16 protein-coding genes and 2 pseudogenes are annotated in these 15,002 nt (G+C 70.5%); 13 read left to right on the top strand and 5 right to left on the bottom strand.

All coding sequences use genetic code 11. The annotated features are described in order from the left end of the window. The first annotated feature begins 45 nt into the window (after positions 1–45). A complete protein-coding gene (locus OHB41_RS20585; protein ID WP_266699689.1) occupies positions 46–2,265 on the top strand; it encodes an MMPL family transporter in 2,220 nt (739 codons plus the stop codon). 10 nt (positions 2,266–2,275) lie between these two features. On the opposite strand, the gene OHB41_RS20580 is transcribed toward OHB41_RS20585, so the two are convergent. Further along, on the bottom strand, positions 2,276–2,632 hold the full coding sequence (locus tag OHB41_RS20580) for an SsgA family sporulation/cell division regulator (RefSeq protein ID WP_266699688.1): 357 nt from the start codon (positions 2,630–2,632) through the stop codon (positions 2,276–2,278). 329 nt (positions 2,633–2,961) lie between these two features. Between OHB41_RS20580 and OHB41_RS20575 the strand changes: the two genes are divergently transcribed. From OHB41_RS20575 to OHB41_RS20550, 6 genes are all read left to right on the top strand, one after another. After that, entirely contained in the window at positions 2,962–4,011 is a 1,050-nt protein-coding gene (locus tag OHB41_RS20575; RefSeq protein ID WP_266699687.1) for an energy-coupling factor ABC transporter permease, read from the top strand. 1 nt (position 4,012) lies between these two features. Further along, positions 4,013–4,774 (top strand): cobalt ECF transporter T component CbiQ, encoded by a 762-nt coding sequence (cbiQ, locus tag OHB41_RS20570; protein ID WP_266699686.1) that lies wholly within the window; start codon positions 4,013–4,015, stop codon positions 4,772–4,774. Then, positions 4,762–5,529 carry an energy-coupling factor ABC transporter ATP-binding protein gene (locus OHB41_RS20565; RefSeq protein WP_266699685.1) on the top strand — a complete coding sequence of 256 codons (768 nt, stop codon included), beginning with the start codon at positions 4,762–4,764 and terminating at the stop codon, positions 5,527–5,529. Before cbiQ ends, OHB41_RS20565 begins: the two co-directional genes overlap by 13 nt. 27 nt (positions 5,530–5,556) lie before the next feature. Beyond that, on the top strand, positions 5,557–6,018 hold the full coding sequence (locus OHB41_RS20560; RefSeq protein WP_266699684.1) for a MarR family winged helix-turn-helix transcriptional regulator: 462 nt from the start codon (positions 5,557–5,559) through the stop codon (positions 6,016–6,018). Between the two features lie 135 nt (positions 6,019–6,153). Next, on the top strand, positions 6,154–6,600 hold the full coding sequence (locus OHB41_RS20555) for an organic hydroperoxide resistance protein (RefSeq protein WP_266699683.1): 447 nt from the start codon (positions 6,154–6,156) through the stop codon (positions 6,598–6,600). Between the two features lie 62 nt (positions 6,601–6,662). Continuing rightward, positions 6,663–7,895, top strand: a complete 1,233-nt coding sequence (locus OHB41_RS20550) for a serine hydrolase domain-containing protein (RefSeq protein WP_266699682.1) — start codon at positions 6,663–6,665, stop codon at positions 7,893–7,895. A gap of 146 nt (positions 7,896–8,041) precedes the next feature. On the opposite strand, the pseudogene OHB41_RS20545 reads toward OHB41_RS20550, so the two are convergent. After that, a pseudogene (locus OHB41_RS20545) lies at positions 8,042–8,161 on the bottom strand (EamA family transporter); the annotation flags it as partial. 201 nt (positions 8,162–8,362) lie between these two features. On the opposite strand from OHB41_RS20545, the gene OHB41_RS20540 reads away from it, so the two are divergent. The 5 genes from OHB41_RS20540 (at position 8,363) to OHB41_RS20515 (ending at position 10,512) form a co-directional block, all read left to right on the top strand. After that, positions 8,363–8,509 carry a recombinase family protein gene (locus OHB41_RS20540; RefSeq protein ID WP_266699681.1) on the top strand — a complete coding sequence of 49 codons (147 nt, stop codon included), beginning with the start codon at positions 8,363–8,365 and terminating at the stop codon, positions 8,507–8,509. Positions 8,510–8,513: 4 nt separating this feature from the next. After that, positions 8,514–9,017 (top strand): hypothetical protein, encoded by a 504-nt coding sequence (locus tag OHB41_RS20535; RefSeq protein ID WP_266699680.1) that lies wholly within the window; start codon positions 8,514–8,516, stop codon positions 9,015–9,017. Positions 9,018–9,094: 77 nt separating this feature from the next. Next, the gene (locus tag OHB41_RS20530) at positions 9,095–9,268 is read left to right on the top strand and encodes a hypothetical protein (RefSeq protein ID WP_266699679.1); all 174 of its coding nucleotides are present in this window, start codon (positions 9,095–9,097) and stop codon (positions 9,266–9,268) included. A gap of 5 nt (positions 9,269–9,273) precedes the next feature. After that, positions 9,274–9,495, top strand: a complete 222-nt coding sequence (locus OHB41_RS20525; RefSeq protein WP_266699678.1) for a hypothetical protein — start codon at positions 9,274–9,276, stop codon at positions 9,493–9,495. A gap of 333 nt (positions 9,496–9,828) precedes the next feature. Then, complete coding sequence (locus OHB41_RS20515; RefSeq protein WP_266699677.1) at positions 9,829–10,512, top strand: maleylpyruvate isomerase N-terminal domain-containing protein; 684 nt, start codon at positions 9,829–9,831, stop codon at positions 10,510–10,512. Here the strand turns inward: OHB41_RS20515 and OHB41_RS20510 are convergent. The 3 genes and pseudogenes from OHB41_RS20510 to OHB41_RS20500 form a co-directional block, all read right to left on the bottom strand. Next, positions 10,499–10,858, bottom strand: a pseudogene (locus OHB41_RS20510) (hypothetical protein); the annotation flags it as partial. The gene OHB41_RS20515 and the pseudogene OHB41_RS20510 sit on opposite strands and share 14 nt — an antisense overlap. 92 nt (positions 10,859–10,950) lie before the next feature. Then, the gene (locus tag OHB41_RS20505; protein WP_266699676.1) at positions 10,951–12,615 is read right to left on the bottom strand and encodes a penicillin-binding transpeptidase domain-containing protein; all 1,665 of its coding nucleotides are present in this window, start codon (positions 12,613–12,615) and stop codon (positions 10,951–10,953) included. 96 nt (positions 12,616–12,711) lie between these two features. Next, positions 12,712–14,334: a penicillin-binding transpeptidase domain-containing protein gene (locus OHB41_RS20500; RefSeq protein ID WP_266699675.1), complete on the bottom strand. Its 1,623-nt coding sequence runs from the start codon at positions 14,332–14,334 to the stop codon at positions 12,712–12,714. A 355-nt stretch (positions 14,335–14,689) separates the two neighbouring features. Between OHB41_RS20500 and OHB41_RS20495 the strand changes: the two genes are divergently transcribed. Then, the gene (locus OHB41_RS20495; RefSeq protein WP_266699674.1) at positions 14,690–14,923 is read left to right on the top strand and encodes a hypothetical protein; all 234 of its coding nucleotides are present in this window, start codon (positions 14,690–14,692) and stop codon (positions 14,921–14,923) included. Positions 14,924–15,002: the final 79 nt, after the last annotated feature.

The following is a 15,002-nucleotide window of genomic DNA, read 5'->3' as shown; positions in this document are numbered from 1 at the left end:
TCACCAGCCCCTGCCATCCCACGACCTGACCGGGAGTACGCCCTCGTGGCCACGTTCCTCTACAAACTCGGCCGACTCGCCTTCCGGCGACGGCATTTCGTCGCCCTGATCTGGGTGGCGCTGTTGACGCTGGCGGGAGTCGGCGCGGCCAACGCCCCCGCCGCCGGCGCCAGCTCGTTCTCCATCCCCGGCACCGAGGCGCAGAAGGCCTTCGACCTGCTGGAGCAGCGTTTCCCCGGCATGAGCGCCGACGGAGCGACCGCGCGCGTCGTCTTCAAGGCGCCCAGCGGCGAGAAGATGGCGGACAAGGCCAACAAGGCGACCGTCGAGAAGACCGTCAAGGCGCTCGGCGACGGCTCGGAGGTCACCTCCGTCACCGACCCGTTCAAGGCGAAGGCCGTCAGCAAGAACGGTTCGATCGCCTACGCGTCGGTGAAGTACAAGGTCTCCGGAATGGAGCTGAAGGACTCGTCGAAGGACGCCCTGGAGACGGCCGCGCAGCAGGCGCGGGACGCCGGGCTGACCGTCGAGGTGGGCGGTGACGCCCTCCAGGCCACGCCGGAGACCGGTTCCACCGAGGTCATCGGTATCGCGATCGCCGCGGTCGTCCTCGTCATCACCTTCGGTTCACTGATCGCCGCCGGGCTGCCGCTGCTGACCGCGCTGATCGGCGTCGGCATCGGCGTCTCGACCATCACCGCCCTCGCCAACGCGCTCGACCTGGGCACCACCACCTCCACACTCGCGATGATGATCGGCCTCGCGGTCGGCATCGACTACGCGCTGTTCATCGTCTCCCGCTACCGCGCCGAACTCGCCGAGGGCCGCGAGCGCGAGGAGGCGGCCGGGCGGGCCGTCGGCACGGCGGGCTCGGCGGTGGTCTTCGCGGGTCTGACGGTCGTGATCGCGCTCGTCGGTCTGTCCGTCGTGAACATCCCGATGCTGACGAAGATGGGCGTCGCGGCGGCCGGCACGGTCGCCATCGCCGTCCTGATCGCGCTCACGATGATCCCGGCCCTGCTGGGTTACGCGGGCCGCAAGGTCCAGCCGGCCGGACAGAAGAGCAGGCTGCTCGGTGGCGGCCGGGCCGCGAAGAAGGCGGGCGGGCCCAACATGGGCACCCGCTGGGCGAGCTTCGTCGTCCGCCGTCCGCTCGCCGTCCTGCTGCTCGGTGTGGTCGGTCTGGGTGCCGCCGCGGTGCCCGCGGCCTCGCTGGAACTGGGTCTGCCCGACGACGGTTCGCAGCCCGCCTCGACCACCCAGCGCAGGGCCTACGACCTGCTGTCCGACGGTTTCGGTCCCGGCTTCAACGGCCCGCTGATGCTGGTCGTGGACGCCAAGGCGAGCGACGACCCCAAGGGCGCGGTCACCCGGGTCACCGACACGGTCAAGGACCTCAAGGGCGTCGTCTCGGTGACTCCGGCGACGTACAACAAGCCCGGGGACACCGCGATGATCACGGTGATCGCGGACTCGAAGCCGTCCTCGGTGAAGACCGAGAACCTGGTGCACGCCATCCGTGACGCGGGCGGCGGCATCAAGGCGGACACCGACGCGCAGGTGCTGGTCACCGGCAGCACGGCGATGAACATCGACTTCTCGCAGAAGCTCAACGACGCGCTGGTCCCGTATCTGGCGCTGGTGGTCGGTCTCGCCTTCCTGCTCCTGATCGTGGTCTTCCGCTCGATCCTGGTCCCGCTGAAGGCGGCGCTCGGCTTCCTGCTGAGTGTCATGGCGGCGCTCGGCGCGGTGGTCGCGGTCTTCCAGTGGGGCTGGCTGGCGAACCTCATCGGCGTCGAGCAGACCGGCCCGATCATGTCGATGATGCCGATCTTCATGGTGGGTGTCGTCTTCGGCCTCGCGATGGACTACGAGGTCTTCCTCGTGACCCGGATGCGCGAGGCGTACGTGCACGGGGAGAAGCCCGGCCAGGCCATCGTGACCGGCTTCAAGCACGGGGCACGGGTGGTGACGGCCGCCGCCGTCATCATGATCGCCGTCTTCTCCGGCTTCATCGGTTCCAGTGAGTCGATGATCAAGATGATCGGCTTCGGCCTCGCGATCGCCGTCTTCTTCGACGCGTTCGTCGTCCGCATGGCGATCGTCCCGGCGGTCCTGGCGCTGCTCGGCAAGAAGGCCTGGTGGCTGCCGAGGTGGCTGGACCGGGCGCTGCCGAACGTGGACGTCGAGGGCGAGGGGCTGCGCAAGCTGGGCGCCGGCCACCCGAAGAACGAGGACGGCGACCGCGAGTTGGCGCGGGTCTGACCGTCCGACGTCAGTGAGCCACCGGGGTGGCGGCCATGTAGGTACGGCGCAGGAAGCGCATCAGGGCTTTCGAGTCGACCTGCACGACCGCCACCCCTTTGGCGGAGTGGAACTCCATGACCGCCTGTACCCGGCCGCAGGGCCAGACACGTACGTCGCCGTTGCTGACCGGGACCCGGAGCCCCTGCTCCAGCAATTCACGGGGGAAGATCCACTCGTGCGGCCCGGGCAGGGTGATGCGCACCTGACGGGGATCGGCCTCGGGATCGTAGTGGAAGGCCACCGGAACGGCTCTGCCTTCGTCCTCGGCGGAGTCGGCCGTGTCCGTGACGATGTGGGCGCGTGCGTACTGTTCGACGGCAGACATGAACCGACTCCTTACGCTGCGTTACCTGTGCGGAATCTACGAATCCGTCACCTTTCCAATGTCGCACGTTCCGTGGAATCCGCTCTCGGACAATCGGGTACCCCCGCGGGGCCCTCGCGACACGGTTCTGTGGGGCACGCCACGTGACGAGACGTGCGGCAGGACGCCTCGGTGGATGCCCCGGCGGGGTGACAGGTCGCCCCCGAGGGGTGTCCGGTGGGACGTCCGGCGGTCCGCGGTTCTTCGCGTTCGCGGGTCGTCGGCCTTTCCGCTATTCGTGGGTGCATCGCTCTTGCAAGCCATTCGCAACAAGGCACTATCATCGAACGGTGCATGTGCCTGACGGATTCATCAACGCCCCGGTCTCCGCCGCCACCGGACTGGTCGCCGCCGGCGCCGTCGCGGTGAGCCTGCGAGGCGCCCGCCGCGAACTCGACGAGAGGACCGCGCCGCTGGCCGGCCTGGTCGCCGCCTTCATCTTCGCCGTACAGATGCTGAACTTCCCGGTCGCGGCCGGGACCAGCGGGCATCTGCTCGGCGGCGCACTGGCGGCGATCCTCGTCGGCCCCTTCACCGGGGTTCTGTGCGTCTCCGTGGTCCTGCTGATGCAGGGCATCCTCTTCGCCGACGGGGGCCTCACCGCGCTCGGCGTGAACATCACCGACATGGCGATCGTCACCACCGTCGTCTCGTACGCCGTCTTCCGCGGCCTGCTGAAGGTGCTCCCGAGGAGACGGCGTTCGATCACCGCGGCCGCCTTCGTGTCCGCGCTGCTGTCCGTCCCGGCCGCCGCCGTCGCTTTCACCCTCATCTACGCGCTCGGCGGCACCACCGACGTGGCGATCGGCAAGGTCGCCACCGCGATGATCGGCGTCCACATCCTCATCGGCATCGGCGAGGCGGCGATCACCGCACTCACGGTCGGCGCGGTCATCGCCGTACGGCCGGACCTCGTGTACGGCGCCCGCGGTCTGCAACAGCGGCTCAAGCTGCGGGTCGACGGCGAACTGGTCGACGCGGTCACCCCCGCCCTCCCCGCCGCGGCCCCGGTCTCCCGCCGCAAGGTGTGGATCGCCGGTCTCGTCACCTCCCTCGTCCTCGCGGGCTTCGTCAGCTTCTACGCCTCCGCCAGCCCCGACGGCCTGGAGAAGGTCGCCAAGGACCAGGGCATCGACCAGCGCACCAAGAAGCACCACACCGAGGACTCCCCGCTCGCCGGGTACGGCGTCAAGGACATCTCCGACGCCCGCATCTCCGGCGGCCTCGCGGGCGTGATCGGCGTGGGCGTCACGATCGTCGCGGGCACCGGCGTCTTCTGGACACTGCGCAGGCGCCGTACGGCCGACGCGTCACCCGCCTCCCTCCCGGAAGGCGTCTGAGATGGGCGCGGGCCACGCCCACCGCCTCTACCGGCACGGGCACTCACCGGTGCACGCCCTGCCCCCGCACACCAAACTCGCCGCGGCCTTCGCCTTCGTGGTCGTGGTCGTCTCGACCCCGCGCGAGGCGATGTGGGCGTTCGCGCTGTACGCCGTGCTGCTCGCGACGGTCGCGTGGCGAGCCCGTGTGCCGGCCGGGTTCCTGCTCAAACGGCTGCTGATCGAGGTCCCGTTCGTCGCCTTCGCGGTGCTGATGCCGTTCGTGGCCGAGGGCGCGCGGGTGGACGTCCTGGGCCTGTCCCTCAGCGTCAACGGCCTGTGGGGCGCGTGGAACGTGCTCGCCAAGGGAACGCTGGGCGTGGCGGCCTCCGTGCTGCTGGCCTCGACCACCGAACTGCGCGAACTGCTCCTCGGACTCCAGCGGTTGCGGCTGCCTCCGCTCCTCGTGCAGATCGCGTCCTTCATGATCCGGTACGGCGACGTCATCACGGACGAGATGCGGCGGATGCGGATCGCCCGGGAGTCGCGCGGCTTCGAGGCGAGCGGAGTACGGCACTGGGGCGTCCTCGCCAAGTCGGCGGGCGCGCTCTTCATCCGCTCCTACGAACGCGGGGAGCGCGTGCATCTCGCCATGGTGAGCCGGGGATACGCCGGTTCGATGCCGGTCATCGACGAGGTGACCGCGTCGCGGGCGCAGTGGTCGTACGCGCTCGCCCTGCCCGCCGCCGCCCTGCTCGTCTGCCTGTTGGGATGGACCCTGTGACCTCTTCACCCTCGTTGGAAGTGGCCGGACTGGCCTTCGCCTACCCCGACGGACACCAGGCCCTGTTCGGCGTGGACTTCACCGTCGGCCGCGGCGAACGCGTCGCGCTGCTGGGCCCGAACGGCGCCGGCAAGACCACCCTCGTGCTGCACCTCAACGGCATCCTGACCGGCGGCGCCGGGACCGTGACGGTGGCCGGACTCCCGGTGGACAAGCGGCACATGGCCGAGATCCGGCGCAAGGTCGGCATCGTCTTCCAGGACCCGGACGACCAGCTCTTCATGCCGACCGTGCGCGAGGACGTCGCCTTCGGGCCGGCCGCGGCCGGGATGAAGGGCGCCGCGCTGGAGGAACGCGTGCGCACGGCCCTGGAGCAGGTCGGCATGGACGCCTTCGCCGACCGGCCCCCGCACCATCTCTCGTTCGGCCAGCGGCGCCGGGTGGCGGTGGCCACCGTCCTCGCGATGGAGCCGGAGATCCTGGTCCTGGACGAACCCTCGTCCAACCTGGACCCCGCCTCGCGCCGTGAACTCGCCGACATCCTGCGGTCCTTGGACGTCACCGTCCTCATGGTCACGCACGACCTGCCGTACGCGCTCGAACTCTGCCCCCGGGCACTGATCCTGAGCGACGGTGTGATCGCGGCCGACGGCAGGACCGGCGAACTCCTCTCCGACGACGGGCTGATGCGTACCCACCGGCTGGAACTGCCCTTCGGGTTCGACCCGCGTTCCGTGGCCATCGGCACCCCGTGACACCCGGCGCCGGCCGACAACGGGCGCGTGACGAACCAAGAGGACGCCGGGTCGCCGCTCCTCGACGACCAGTTGTGCTTCGCGCTGTACGCGGCCCAGCGCGCCGTGACCGCCGCGTACCGCCCTCTGCTGGAGGAATTCGGGCTCACCTATCCGCAGTACCTCGTCCTGCTGCTCCTGTGGGAGCGCGGCGAGACCACCGTCAAGGAGCTGGCCGGCGCGCTGCGGCTGGACTACGGCACGGTGTCGCCGCTGCTGAAGCGACTCGAGTCGGCCGGTCTTGTCCGTCGTGAGCGCTCGGCCCACGACGAGCGGTCGGTGCTGGTGACGGTCTCGGTGCGCGGTGAGGCGCTGCGGGAGCGCGCGGCGGGGGTGCCGCGCGCGCTGCTGGCGTCGACCGGCCTCGACGGTGACGCGGCGGAGCGCCTGCGGGAGGAGCTGTGGGGGCTGGCCGAGCGGGCGGAGGAGGCCGCCGGGCGGGCCCGCTGACCTGCCCCGTTCCGGGTGCGCGGGGGTTACCCGCGGTCTCCGCCCCCTGGTGGTCCAGCTCTCCGTACCGGCCAGTATCTTGTGCACGATGCACTTGTGCACTCCTGTGTTTTCCGTCCCTGGGGGAGGTCCGCCATGATCGACGGCACCGCTGTCGACACTCGTCCGACGAAGATCATGTACGTCGCCGAGGCGACCGCGCACGGCGGCCGTGACGGCTATGTCACCAGCCAGGACGGCCAGATCGAGCTGAAGGTCGCGATGCCGCCCGCGCTCGGCGGCGACGGCAACGGCACCAACCCCGAGCAGCTCTTCGCCGCCGGGTTCAGCGCCTGCTTCCACAACGCGCTGGTCCTGGTGGGCCGCCGGGCGGGCTTCGACCTGTCCGGGTCGACCGTAGCGGCGAAGGTCGGCATCGGGCCCAACAAACAGCGCGGCTACGGTCTCGCGGTCGCCCTGAGCGTCTCGCTCCCCGTCGTCGAGCGGGAACTCGCGACGAAGCTCGTGGACGCGGCCCACGAGGTCTGCCCGTACTCGAACGCGACCCGGAACAACATCGAGGTCACGATCCTGCTGGGCTAGGAATCCGCGCCTTCGCACGAGTGTTGCAGCCACTGTCGCAGGCGAGTGGACGGAGTGCGGACGTGAACGTGAACGGCACAGTGGCCGAGGGCTTCGAGCCGGTCAGGGCGGCGTTCCTGCGCAACTTCGAGACGCTCGGGGACCGGGGCGCGGCCGTCGCCGTGTACCGGGACGGGCGCAAGGTCGTCGACCTGTGGGGCGGCGCGAAGAACGCGAGCGTGGCAGCCGGAGCGGACGGCACCGGAGTCACCCGGGATGCGCGGGACGCGGGGGACACCGTCTTCCCGGCGGACGAGGCGCCCTGGGAGCACGGCACCGCGCAGATCGTGCGCTCGGCGACGAAGGGTGTGGCCGCCGCCGTCCTGCTGCTGCTCGCCCAGCGGGGGGAACTGGACCTCGACGCCCCGATGGGCCACTACTGGCCCGAGTTCAAGGCGCGCGGCAAGGAGCGCGCCCTGGTCCGGCACGTGCTCGCGCACCGGGCCGGGGTGCCCGTCCTCGACCGTCCGCTCACCCCGGCCGAGGCGGCGGACCCGGACGTGGCCGCCGCCGCCGTGGCCGCGCAGACACCGGCCTGGGAGCCGGGGAGCGATCACGGCTACCACGCGCACACGTACGGCTGGCTGACGGGCGAGCTGGTGCGCCGGGTCACCGGGCGCTCGATCGGCACCTGGATCGCCGAGGAGATCGCCGGGCCCCTGGGACTCGACCTGTGGGTCGGGCTGCCGGACGCCGAGGCGGGCCGGGTGGGCCGGGTCGCCCCCATCGAGGGCCCGGCGGAGGGCGGCGGCCTGCGGCTGCGTCCGAAGCGTGCGGTCTCCGAGGCGTACGCGGACCCCTCGTCGCTCACCCGCCGCGCCTTCGGCGCGATCACCCCGCAGCCGGACGAGAACGATCCGGCCTACCGGGCCGCCGTCCTGCCCGCCTCCAACGGCGTCGCGACGGCGGACGGCCTGGCCCGCTTCTACGCTTCGCTGATCGGGGAGGTGGACGGCGTACGGCTGTTCACGCCGGAGAGCGTCGCACTGGCCCGCGCCGAACAGTCCGCGGGGCCCGACCGGATCCTGGTCGTGCACACCCGCTTCGGCCTCGGGTACATGCTGCACGGCAGCGCGTCCCCGCTGCTCGGCGACGGCTCCTTCGGACACCCCGGACGCGGCGGTTCACTCGGCTTCGCCGACCCCGGGACGGGGATCGCCTTCGGGTACGTGACGAACGGCTTCCGCAAGAGCGTGACGGCCGACCCGCGGGCACAGGCGCTGGTACGGGCGGTACGGGCGGCACTGGGGGAGTGACCTCGGGGGACGGCGGAGAACACAGCAGGCGTCGGCCGAGTCGGGCGGTACGCCGGGTTCTGCCGCCCGGTCGCCTCGCGGCCGCCTGAGGAGGGGGCGGGGCGAGCCCTGCGGGGGCAGCCCGCCGGTCCGGTCCGCAGCGTCTGTCCCGCGGGCAGCATCAGCCCGATGCCCACGACCAGCAGCCCCGCCGCCGCGATCCGGGGCGCCCCGAACCGTTCCTTGGAGAAGACCGCGCCGATCGCCGCGCCGATGATGATCGATGTCATACCGGGCTCATGCAGTGTTTGTCATGACCCGATCGAAGTTAGCCAAGGCCACGATCACGCCGGGCGAGCCCGCAGCGATCTACTGCCGGATCTCCCACACCAAGGACGAGGATCAGACTGGCGTCGACCGGCAGGAACGCATCTGCCGGGGAGATCGCCGCACGGCTTCAGCTCCGTGTCGAGGCGGCCCACGTCTACGTGGACGACAACCGTTCGGCGTGGCAGCGCAACCGCAAGCGGCCAGGGTGGGACGAGATGCCGAAGGCGATGGGGGAGGGAGAGGTCCGGCACGTCGTCGTCTACCACCCCGACCGCCTCATGCGGCAGCCCAAGGACCTCGAATAGCTTCTTGTGGCAACTCACCAAGGGAAAAAACGAGTTCGGCAGCACGTACTACGGCTCCCTCAAGGATGCGAGGACCGACGCCCAGCAGGCAGAGCAGACCAAGACGGATTCCGTGGAGTACACGCCGCCCACGAAGTGGGGCAGCGGCACCATCAAGCCCATTGCCGAGTTCCTCAGTCACCGCTCCTGGATGGGCGGCGCCGAGGCGGCCATGCACGGAGACCTCGACGGCGCGATACAGGGCGCAATCGGCGGCGCCCCCTCCGCGGCCGGCGGCGAGGCCGGCAAACACCTTGCCAAGGGCGCGCTCCTGAGCGACGTAACCGGGAAGCACCATCGCCCCACGTTCATCAACACGATCGGCAAGTTCGGGGAGAAGATATTCGGCGTGCCGGTTGCCGTGGTCGCGACGGGGACCGACTTCTACTACACGCCCAATCAGCCCAGGACCCCGGGCGACACCCATGTGGACGCCCCGGCAGAACCGGGAAAGGCGAGGTACCAATGACGCATTCCGCAGGCCCGCCCACGCGCGGCCGCAGCCGTCCGGATCTGCGGCACTGGCTGAGACCCCAAAGTTCACGGATGCTCGTCTTCGGCTTTTGCATGGCCGTCGGCGGGCTCGCTGGTGGGGTGCGCTCCGCGTTGGACGGTAAGGGAATCTGGACGATCCTCGGCACCTTCGGCCTGGGGATTTTCGGCGTGCTCCTTGTTGTGAGCTTCTTCGTCAACTACGAGGACCGGCGAGGCCGCCGCTGAGCCCCTTGCCGACGCGCGACGGCCCCTGCCCCGCCGCATCGAGAGGACCGGAGACCTTCGAGCGCGACGTCGCCGCGCTGGAGATCCGGCTGCTGCGGCCGCCCCGTAGGGGAGAGCGGGAACGGGCTGTGGCCGGGGTGTTCAGGCCACTGCGGCAGATCATCGGGTCCGTCAACGAGACCTGGAATCCTCCCGTGCAGCGCCGAGGAGCCGCGCGAGTCGCGTAGCGCTCTTCGGCCCTATCCGTGTGGGGAACTTGGCTGCTTGGCGCTCGACTGCCCGAGCCTCCTTCTCGCTGTGGCATCTCGTCACCGGAGCACCTCACGCTCTTCGCGGGCGATCTCACGGTTCGTGGCGATGTCTTCGGCGATTCCGGCGGCCAGGAGTGCGGCGCCGGGGGTATGGCCGGAGCCGACGTATCGCCAGTGCCCATCCGTGGCCGTGCCGGGCATTGTGTCTGGGCCGACGTGTTCGTGCGCGAGACGCGACCTCGACCGTACCGGGGGCGCGGAGTGCGTTTGAGATCTGCGGGCCAGTTCTGGTTGGGTAGCTTGATCGGCATGGATCAGGGGCGGGCAGTTGAAGCATTTCGTCTTGAGGCGGGGCAGCTCGCTCAGGCGATGGCGGAGGTCTCGGGGGCCGAGTGGGGTCTGCCGACGCGGTGTGCACCGTGGAACGTGAGCGATTTGCTGGCTCATGTTCGGGTGGTGATCGCCTGGCTTCCGGGGATGCTGGCCGCGCCGGCGCCGACCCGTGCCGAGGTTTCGGCAGTGGAGTACTACCGGCCCGACGACCGTTTCGCTCCGGCCACCGACGCGGCTCGGATCGCTCTGGCCCGAGATCATGCGGCCGAACTGCTCAGCGGTGCCGCACTCGCCGACGACTTCGGCGCCACTTGGCAGGAGGTGGACCGACTGTGCCGGGCCGAGCCCGAAGGGCGTGTGGTTCGCACGCGGCACGGCGATCCGATGCTCCTGTCGGAGTTCGTGCTGACGCGCGTGGTCGAGGTCGCCGTGCACGGTCTGGACCTGGCCGACGCCCTGGGGCGTGAGCCGTGGCTGACTTCCCGGGCCGCAGATCTGGTGCAGGGTCTTCTGCTCGGGCCGGATGGGGCAGCGGCACTGGAGAAGCTGGGCTGGGGTCAGCTTCGCTTTCTGCGCAAGGCGACGGGGCGCGAGCCGATCACCGGGGAGGAAGCCTTGGATGTCAGCCGCCTGGGCGTCCGGTGGCTCACGCTGGGTTGAGCACGTCGCCAACTGAGGTCGGCGAAACGGTAGATGTCCATCGCGCTGTCATGACGCGGGACGAGGCCGGGGCGTACGGAATTGCTTCTCCGGCCCCCTGACCAGCGAAGTTATTGCTGCATGAGCACGGCTTGACCGAGGACTCCCGGAGCGCCGGGATGGGCGCCAGCGCGGCGCGTGTCTGGGCCCGGAGCACGAGGCCGTACGCGAGGACGGAGAGCGCCGAGCCCAGCAGGCGGAGGGCGGCGAAGTGTCGCAGCGAGGCGACGAACTCCCCGCGCAGACGGTGGGCCGCGTACAGCGGGAGTACGGCATCCAGGAGCGCCATCAGCCAGGCGATGTATCCGTCGTGGGTGAACGCGGCGAACAGCACCGCCGCGGTGACCTGTGGGGTCACCGGCGCCGCTCGCGCACGTCCACCGGGCTGCCGTCCGTGGTCTAGCTTCCCGCCTTGAGGAGCGCCGCCACGATCGGGCCCGCGGTGTCGCCGCCGTGGCCGCCCTGCTGGACCACGCCGGCCGCGGCGAGATCACCCTTCCACGCGGTGAACCAGCCGTTCGGCTTCTTCTGGTTGTCGACCTCGGCGGAGCCCGTCTTGGCGCCGTAGTCGGGGCCGAGCCCGGACATCGCCTCGGCGGCCGTACCGTACGCCGCCGTGTACTGCATGAGTTCGCGGAGCTGGGAGAGCGTGTCCGCAGAGAGGGTGCGGGAGGCGGTGGCCAGCTTGCGGTGGTCCACGTCCGGCGACACCAGGTACGGCTGGTGGAACACTCCCGACTTGACCGTCGAGGCGACCGACGCCATGTTCAGCGGGTTCATGCGGACTCCGCCCTGGCCGATCAGCGAGGCCGCCATCTGGGCCTGCGACTGGACGGGCACCGAGCCGTCGAAGCTGGGGACGCCGATGGCCCAGTTGTTCATGCTCAGCCCGAAGACCTGCTGGGCCTGCTGCGTCAGGTCGGCGTTCTCCAGCTTCTTCGCCTGGCTGATGAAGGCCGTGTTGCAGGACCGCGCGAAGCTCGCCTTGAACGTGCCGCCCTTGATCTCGAACTTGTCGTCGTTCTGGAACTTCCAGCCGCCGTACGTGACGTACTTCGGGCACGGGTGCGGCTTGTCCGCCGAGGCGATCTTCTTCTCGATCAGCAGCGACGAGGTGATGACCTTCATCGTGGATCCGGGTGCCAGGGAACCCTGGAGGGCGGTGTTGAAACCGTGGCTCTGGTTGGCGACCGCGAGGATCTCGCCCGTCGAGGGACGCATCACGACGACCGACGCCCTGGTCTTCTTCTCGACCTGCTGCTCGGCGTCCGCCTGGAGGGCCGCGCTGAGCGTCGTCCGCACCGTGCCCGGGGTGCCCTCGCTGAGGGTCACCAGCGTCTTGTCGGGCGACTTCTGGGTGCCCTTCGCCGCGGCCTTGCGGACCACCCGCAGCTCGATGCCCGCCGTGCCGCCGGCGGTCTTGCCGTACTTCTCGCGCAGCCCGTCCAGGACCGTGCCCAGCGAGGGGTACTTGGCCGTGGTCAGTTCACCGCCGGCGCGGTCCAGCGCCGTGATGGGGGGAGTGCCCGCCGCGCCGGTGACCAGACGGTCGCCGTCCTGGAGGTCCGGGTGCACGACGGACGGCTTCCAGTCGACCAGCGCGACGCCGTCCACGGCCCGCCGGGCGACGGTGAGCTTCGACTCGTACGCCAGCGGCTTGCTCTTGCCCTGGTAGGTGACCGTGGCCTTGACGGAGAACGGGACGGAGGCTCCCGACGGCCTGCCCGCCGTGACCGTGACGCCGGTGATGTGCGCGTCCTTGGTGTAGCCGGTCAGCACGGTCGTCGCGGCCCCGGCGTCGGTGGTGGCGCCGGCCGCCTTCGCGACCTCACCGCTCTGCCAGGCGGTGAGGAACCGCGTGGACAGGGCGGTGACCTCGGCCGCCGTCGGCGGACCGGTCTTCACGGCCTTGTGGCCGGCGCTCGTCCGGTCCTCGGCGGACGCGCCACCGCCGTACAGGCTGTAGGCGCCGAACGCCCCGCCGACGACGGCGACGGCGATCAGCCCGCCGACCACGGCGGGCTTCGTCTTCCGTCGCTCGGCGACGCGCCTTCTCTTCCCCACGGTTCCCGATCCTCCGCTGCTTCCCCTGGCCCCCGGTGCCCTCACGCTCCTCAACGAGGGCTCCCAGCCTAGGGTCCCGCCCTGTGAAGGGTGACGTCAGCCGCCCGTTCGTAGCACAGCTGCGACGATCGGACCGGCCGCGTCCACGCCGTGTCCGCCCTGCTGGGTCATCGCTGCGGCCGCGATGTCGTTGCGGTAGCCCGTGAACCAGCTGTTCGACCGGGACTGCGCGTCGACCTCGGCGGAGCCGGTCTTGGCGCCGATCCTGCCGGTGAGGCCGGCCATCACCTGGGCGGCGGTACCGCTGACCGCGGTGCGGTTCATCATCGCGCGCAGCTGGGCGACCGTGCTCGGCGGCAGCCCCTTGGCGGTGGCGATCTCACGGTTGTCGAGCCCGGGCGACACGATGACCGGCTGCCGGAAGACACCGGTCATCGCGGTCGCGGTCACGGACGCCATGTTCAGCGGGCACATCTGGACCTGGCCCTGGCCGATCAGGTTGGCGGCGGTGTCGGGGCCTCCGGAGGCCGGGACGGAGCCGTCGAAGGACTCGATGCCGGTTTTCCAGTTGTTCCGGCCGAGGCCGAAGCGCTGCTGCGCCTCGTTGGTGAGCGAGTCGACCTTCACCGTGTCCGCGTACTTCACGAAGGCCGTGTTGCAGGAGCGCGAGAAGCTGTCGGAGAGCGTCGCGTTCTTCTGGGGTGCCATGTTCGCCAGGTTGTGGAAGGTCTGGCTCTCCGAGACCGCGGTGTCCGGGCAGGTCGCGGGGCCGTTCGCCGTGGTGATGCCGTTGTCGATGAGCGTGGCGGCGCTGATGATCTTCATGGTGGAGCCGGGGGCGAGTTTGCCGAGGAAGGCCGCGTTGAAGCCGTCCGCGCGGTGGTTGGCGACCGCCAGCACCTCGCCGGTGCTGGGCTTGACCGCGACCACGGACGATTCGGCGTACCGCGCGACCGCCTTCTCCGCGGCGGCCTGAGCGCTCGCGCTGAGCGTCGTGCGCAGCTTGCCCGGCTCTCCCTTGGCGAGGGTCACCAGGGTGGTGTCGCCGGCGTCCTGGGCCGCGTGATGGATCGCGAGTTCCACGCCCGCCGTACCGCCCGCGTCGTCGCCGTACTTCTCGCGCAGCGCGTCCAGGATCGGGCCCAGGGAGGGGTACTTCTCCTTGGTCAGGACAACGTTGTTCCGGTCCACGGCCTCGATCGGCGGGCTCGCCGACTCGCCGGTGACCAGTGTGTCGCCCTCCTTGAGGTCCGGATGGACGACCGACGGCTTCCAGTCGACGAGCGCCTTTCCGGTGGTCCTGCCGCGTACGACGGTCAGCTCCGAGTCGTACGCGAGGGGCTTGGACTTCCCCCCGAACGACACCGTGGCCTTCACCGAGAACGGCACGGAGGCGCCGGACGGCGTGCCCGGTGTGATCCGCAGGCCGGTGAGGTGCGCGTCGGCGCGGTAGCCGGCCAGCAGAGCCTCGGCCTGGCTCGCGTAGTTCGTGTACGTCGCCGCCTTGGTCGCGTCGCCCTTCTCCCAGGCCGCGAGGAACTTCGCCGAGGTGTCCTTGACCTCCGCGCCGCTCGGCGGCCCGCTCTTCACCGGAGCGGGCCCGCCCGCGCTCTCGCTCCCGTCGAGCGCGGTCACCACGTTGAACGCGCCGTATCCGGCGCCTCCCACCATCACGGCGAACACACTGCCGATGATGGCGGCCTTTGCCCCCTTGCGCATCGCGCGAAACCCTCCCCGTGGACCGCCCCCCGAACTTCTGAACGCGTTCAGAAAAGTCGGCCTGCGTAGCACTGTATGCGGGAGGAGGGACGCGTGGGGTCTACATTTTCCGAATCGTTAGACCAGACCTCGGTTCACATCCTCGAACCGTGGTCACGGATGAGGCATCTGCTTCCCGGGCCGCGTGAACGGCCCGGGTATACGATCGAAGGGTGCGCGGCGAGCGGGGCGAGAGCCTGTGCGGCGTCTTCCCGAAGGGCTGCGCGTCCGGGAGACGGTGAGCCGCCGCCTCCGGCGCGAACCCAGGCGTCCACCGGCCCCCGGCCCCGCCGAGGCGCCGTGCCGGGGAGTTGTGATGACCAGTCCACACGAGATCGATCCGCGCGCCTTCGACGACCCGCGCAACGTCTATCCGACCGACGAACAGTTCTACGCGCACGGCCGGCCGGCCGTCCCCCTGCTGCCGGAGGACCGGCCGCGCGGCGGCAGACCGGCGTCACCGCTGCACCACCGGGGGACGTGGGCGACGGTCGCGCTCGTCGCCGGCATCATCCTGCTGATCCTCGTCGGGATCGCCCTGTTCCCCTAGAACCGCGGACGCAGGGCGGCCCACCGGGGACGAACGAGAGGGCGCGGCGGTCCGCCGCGCCCTCGTGACGCGTCCGTCC

It is taken from the genome of Streptomyces sp. NBC_01571 (assembly GCF_026339875.1).
Taxonomy (GTDB): Bacteria; Actinomycetota; Actinomycetes; order Streptomycetales; family Streptomycetaceae; genus Streptomyces.
This window is presented reverse-complemented; position numbering and strand designations above follow the sequence as displayed.

What these genes read in the sequence shown, in the direction of transcription:
- OHB41_RS20580 (WP_266699688.1), bottom strand. Translation starts at nt 2,632, where the DNA reads ATGTCTGCCGTCGAACAGTACGCACGCGCCCACATCGTCACGGACACG.
- cbiQ (WP_266699686.1), top strand. Translation starts at nt 4,013, where the DNA reads ATGGGCGCGGGCCACGCCCACCGCCTCTACCGGCACGGGCACTCACCG.
- OHB41_RS20565 (WP_266699685.1), top strand. Translation starts at nt 4,762, where the DNA reads ATGGACCCTGTGACCTCTTCACCCTCGTTGGAAGTGGCCGGACTGGCC.
- OHB41_RS20555 (WP_266699683.1), top strand. Translation starts at nt 6,154, where the DNA reads ATGATCGACGGCACCGCTGTCGACACTCGTCCGACGAAGATCATGTAC.
- OHB41_RS20530 (WP_266699679.1), top strand. Translation starts at nt 9,095, where the DNA reads ATGCTCGTCTTCGGCTTTTGCATGGCCGTCGGCGGGCTCGCTGGTGGG.
- OHB41_RS20515 (WP_266699677.1), top strand. Translation starts at nt 9,829, where the DNA reads ATGGATCAGGGGCGGGCAGTTGAAGCATTTCGTCTTGAGGCGGGGCAG.
- OHB41_RS20500 (WP_266699675.1), bottom strand. Translation starts at nt 14,334, where the DNA reads ATGCGCAAGGGGGCAAAGGCCGCCATCATCGGCAGTGTGTTCGCCGTG.
- OHB41_RS20495 (WP_266699674.1), top strand. Translation starts at nt 14,690, where the DNA reads ATGACCAGTCCACACGAGATCGATCCGCGCGCCTTCGACGACCCGCGC.